The 4824-nt window shown below is 60.7% G+C and carries 2 protein-coding genes and 3 pseudogenes; all 5 read right to left on the bottom strand.

Annotated features, from left to right (window positions below):
* Nucleotides 1–149 precede the first annotated feature (149 nt).
* Nucleotides 150–1418 (bottom strand): IS256 family transposase, encoded by a 1269-nt coding sequence (locus G3O00_RS40105; RefSeq protein ID WP_206146304.1) that lies wholly within the window; start codon nt 1416–1418, stop codon nt 150–152.
* A 76-nt stretch (nt 1419–1494) separates the two neighbouring features.
* A pseudogene (locus G3O00_RS40100) lies at nt 1495–2364 on the bottom strand (IS481 family transposase); the annotation flags it as partial.
* A gap of 180 nt (nt 2365–2544) precedes the next feature.
* Nucleotides 2545–2862: a DUF3331 domain-containing protein gene (locus tag G3O00_RS40095; RefSeq protein WP_241025560.1), complete on the bottom strand. Its 318-nt coding sequence runs from the start codon at nt 2860–2862 to the stop codon at nt 2545–2547.
* Nucleotides 2863–3505: 643 nt separating this feature from the next.
* A pseudogene (locus G3O00_RS40090) lies at nt 3506–4609 on the bottom strand (IS5 family transposase).
* A gap of 89 nt (nt 4610–4698) precedes the next feature.
* Nucleotides 4699–4824: pseudogene (locus tag G3O00_RS40085) on the bottom strand (IS481 family transposase); the annotation flags it as partial.

Here is a 4824-nt window from a genome sequence, read left to right as displayed (position 1 = left end):
GCCCGGTGCGGCTCTCATCATGGGACGAGGAACCTGTTTCCATCGCGATCCCGGATAGATTTGCGCACGCCCAATTTACGTCGACACCCACTCGCTTGCAAAAGTCAGGCTGACCATAGATTTTGTGGGCGAGGCGGTTGAACAGCACGTTATCCGCGCGCCTGCATAAATCGGTCTCCGAACAGGATAGCAAACTGGTTCATCGCCGATTTCCAGTCGAAGGCGGACCGCACGGTCTTGGTCAGCACGTTGCGCAGCGCCAGCCAGAGCAGCTTGATGGCCGCCTCGTCATTCGGGAAGTGGCCGCGCGTCTTGATGATCTTGCGCAACTGCATGTTCAAACTTTCTATGGCGTTCGTGGTGTACACGACCCGTCTAATCTCCGGCGGGAACACGTAGAACGGCACGACGTGCTCCCACGCGCGTTGCCATGATTGCACGATCGTCGGGTACTTCGTGCCCCAAGGTCCGTCGGCGAAGTCTTGCAGCGCCTGCCTTGCCGCCTCCTCGCTGGCGGCCGCGTAGATCGGACGCAATGCCGCGGCCAGTACCTTTCGGTCCTTGTAGCTGGCGTACTCCAGACTGTTGCGGATCAGATGCACGATGCAGGTCTGAACGGTGGTCCGCGGATATGCCGCGCTGATGGCCTCGGTCAGCCCCTTCAAGCCGTCCACCACGGCGATCAGGATGTCCTGGCAGCCGCGCGTCTTGAGTTCGTTGAACACTTTGAGCCAGAACTTGGCGCCCTCGGTCTGCTCGATCCAGAGGCCCAGCACGTCGCGCTGGCCATCGGCCTGAATGCCCAAAGCCAGATAGACGGCTTTGTTGCTGACCACGCCGTCGTCGCGGATCTTGACCCGCAGCGCATCGAAGAACACGACCGGATACATCGTCTCGAGCGGGCGGCTCTGCCAGCTCAGCGCTTCGGCCATCACCTCGTCGGTGACCGAGCTGATGAAGTCGGGCGAGACCTCGGTGCCATAGTGCTCGGCCAGAAATCCCTGAATCCCGCGCACGCTCATGCCGCGGGCGTACATCGCGATGATGCGTTCGTCGAAGCCGGTGAAACGGCGTTCGTGCTTGGGGATCAGGATCGGCTCGAAGCTGCCGTCACGGTCAAGAGGCACGTCGACCCGGACTGGGCCACGATCGGTGATGACCGTCTTGCCGCTGGCGCCGTTGCGCTCGTTGACCTGCCCGGGCGGCTTGGGCTGGCCCGGTGAGTAGCCCAGATGCAGATTCATCTCGGCGCCCATCGCACGCTCGATCACCGCCTTGTTGAACGCCAGCATCAGGTCCTGCACTTCGGCTGGCGACATCGGCCCCTTGACCAACTGGTCCAGCAGTTCCTTGGGCAGTTCAGGCAGCGGCCCGCGGGCCGCTGCCTGACGCGCTACCGTTTGTCTTTTCTTCTTCATCGGCATACTCATGGCTTTTACACCTCATGATATGCCTCGCCCACGAAATCACGGATAGGTCCCTTTCCACCTCTCCCGCGACAGGGGTGACTTCGCCTAACTCGGCGATACGATCGACGGGCGTCTTGCCACCAAGTGAGCCGTGCGGGCGCCGCCAGTTGTAGTCGAACTGCCACTCCTCAATTCGGTGGTCGATCGCATCCGCGGTCGGCAGATGATGCGACCAGAATTCGTTGCGGTCGGTGAGTTGTGAACGCTCGACCTTGCCATTGAGGTATGGCGAGCGTGACGGGATCGGTCGGAACTTGATGCATTCGCTCATCAAGCGTCGTCGTACCGACTCGGCGAAGAACTCACCGCCTCGATCGGTCTGGATGCGCTGGATCGGAAACGGCATCTCCTCAATGACGCGATCAAGAAAAAGCAGCGTATTTCGGGCGTTTCTGCGTGGGTAGATTGCCAGTACCCGGAACCTAGAGCAGTCGTCGATCGCCGTGTACTGGTACACCCCTCGAGCGATCTTCATTGTGTCCATCTGGACGCGGTCTCCAGGCACCGGCCGGCTATACCGTTTCGGCTGCGTCGGCCGCCGGGATCGAATCAACGGCTTTGCACCTGCTTCGCTCAAGATCTTGTGAATGGTCGCAAGGGATAGTTCGCATTGCTCGTACAGTCTCAGTTCATTCTGGATCCGCTGTGCGCCTTTGCGCTCGGTACGCAATCGGAGGATCGTTGCCCGATCAGCCTCGAATACCTTTCTGTTCGGGCTGCCGAGTAGGTGACGGATTTGAGACTGCAAACCTGCTTCGCCAGATTCCTGATAGCGACGTAGCCATTTGCGAAGTGTCGGTCGAGAAATGCCACACCGTGCGCATACGAGGCCGGCATTACCCGTCTCGTGATACATGCGCACCCAACGTAATCGCGCGGCGATCTCTCGGTCCATCGCTTCATTTTAGTTGAAACGATGTCTATGAATCACACACGATAGCTGTCTTACCGCCATTTCATCGGCGATGATGCAATCTTGCCGCGCACCGGGTCTCTCGGGCCAAGCTACTATCGCTGGCTTGCCGGGATCGCAACCGGCTACGGACGGCGTCCCGACCGCACTTCCTAGCGCGCACTAGCCGCCCATGCTGCTGGACGCGATCGTCGCGACCGCCGCGGCATGGAACATCCTGTCCCAGTTACACGGAACGGTGCGGCCCCGCCGCTGCGGCCGATACACGCGATCGCCACATTGAATCCGCATGCCCGTTAGCACGCAATGCGACGCCGACCGCGCAGTCACGCAGCGCCACACCTGTTCCCCGAAATGCCCGGATCTCGGATCACTCCAGCGCACGCTGACCGAAGTGTCCGACAGAATCTCGACAATTTTGATCCGATCGGCCACCGGCGCTGCAGGATCGCTTGCGCTGTCACCGCGCACGGGCTGCATGCGTCGCCCGGACGCGCACGCCAATCCATCGCGCGTGACAGGCGCTCTCGACGGATCCAGTAAGCGGATCAGCGCACCTTCGAATACGCTGTCGTGTACGAATCGTGGCTGCGTCATTTCTCCCATCCCTCTCGCATCAAGCGCACATGTGCAATGAACGCAATCACCGACCTCGGTCGATAAAGGAGGCGACCATCACTGCTCGGGATTCCCGACGACGTGCGGTTCGCTCGGGTTGAAACAGAGTCTATGTGAAGCACACACACCGCTCCATTAGTCCGTGGTCGCATCCTCCCTATACCAAGGTATAACGTGTTCCGTTCGCCGCGCATACGCGTCGGTGAGCGACTCGATTAACGCCAATCAATACACAGCAGGTCTGCCTTATAAGTTGCAGTTATATCGAGGGCAGACACAACGTGTCGTTGGTCCTCCGGACACTCGACTTTCGATCATCCGTCTTCGCGGGCATCGCGCAGGCCCTAGCAGGCTGTTGAAAAGCGCCGCGGTTTGATGGCCGGGGCACTGATTAAATGGATTTGGTATGCGATTGGCCGCCGAGTTGCCGATAGATCGTCGTGGCTGCCCCGCTGGCGAGCGGGATCGCCGGCGCGTTGCCGCGCGACGGCCGCGCTCGGGCGGCTCATTGCACGGCTCCTTGCGGCACCACCGTCAGCATTCGCGCCATTCGAGTCAGGTTGCTCGCCAGCATCGTCAACTTGAAGTGCTGGTCGACCCGTTTGACGCCCCGATACACGGTCTGTCGAATCCTGCCGACAGTCTTGCCCCAGCCGAAGTGCTCTTCGATGCGTTTGCGAATCACTTGGCTAATGCCATAACCGGCGTGCCGCGAGGTGCGGCCGTCGATCGCACTGCCGCCTTGATGCGTGTCGTTGCGCGCAACGTGTGGCGTCACTTTGCGCGCTCGGCAATCCCGCACAAAATCGCGCATGTCGTAACCCTTGTCGGCGCCGAGCGTCTTGGCGTGACGACCCGGCACGCAATCGAGCAGGCGCAACGCACTCGCGCGTTCGCCGAATCCATCGGCGTGGCTGACCACTGCGCCGACCACCAAGCCCGAGCGGTTCTCCATCAGGATGTGCCCCTGATAACAAAGGATAGCTCCGCTTTGCCGCCCCTTTCGGAACAGGCGCGCATCCGGATCGGTGCTCGATTCATGCGTGTCGTTACTGCGGCGCTTGCCCTTCCAGTCCGTGTCGGCATTACGTCCGCCGCCGGCCGGCGGATCGTCCGAGCCGTCCTTGGGACGGAAGCTCTTGTGACTGGCCCACGCCTGGATCAGTGTGCCATCGACCGAGAAGTGCTCTCTGGACAGCAACCCTTGCTTGTCCGCCAAGCTCATGACTTCGGTAAAGAACGCCTCGATCACTTCGTGCTCAAGCAGCCGGTCGCGGTTCTTCGAGAATACCGAGTGGTCCCAGACGGCGTCTTCGATGGCCAAGCCGACGAACCAGCGAAACAGCAGGTTGTAGCGCATCTGCTCCATCAGCATGCGCTCGCTGCGCACCGAGTAAAACACCTGCAGCAGCAACGCGCGCAGCAGCTTCTCCGGCGCAATCGAGGCGCGACCGCTGTCGGCATAGATCGTGCCGAACAGCCCGTTGAGCCGCTTCAACGCTTGATTGACCAGCAGCCGAAGCGGCCGCTACGGGTGATCAGTCGGCACGAAGTCTTCCAGCCTCACCGTCGTGAACAGCGGCTCTTGCATCTCGTCCATTCCGCGCATCGTACCCATCCGACCAAGACCATGAACACGTTATCTCTAACGCACCGCCCGCGAAGCCCGTTTACACCGTTCCCAAATTCAACAGCCTGCTAGCTGTGAAGCGTCAAGAGGTTGTTTCTCGACGGGGGAAGTCTCGCCATCGGCGCAATGCCGCCGATGGCACTATGAGCCCGATGCCAGTTGTAGTGATGCTGCCAACTCGCCAGGGCTTCGAT

This window comes from Burkholderia sp. Ac-20384, from assembly GCF_017104605.1.
GTDB lineage: Bacteria > Pseudomonadota > Gammaproteobacteria > Burkholderiales > Burkholderiaceae > Burkholderia > Burkholderia lata.
This window is presented reverse-complemented; position numbering and strand designations above follow the sequence as displayed.

Bases quoted from the DNA above. Each gene is read 5' to 3' on its own strand.
- G3O00_RS40095 (WP_241025560.1), bottom strand. From the start codon at position 2,862: ATGCAGCCCGTGCGCGGTGACAGCGCAAGCGATCCTGCAGCGCCGGTG.
- G3O00_RS40105 (WP_206146304.1), bottom strand. From the start codon at position 1,418: ATGAAGAAGAAAAGACAAACGGTAGCGCGTCAGGCAGCGGCCCGCGGG.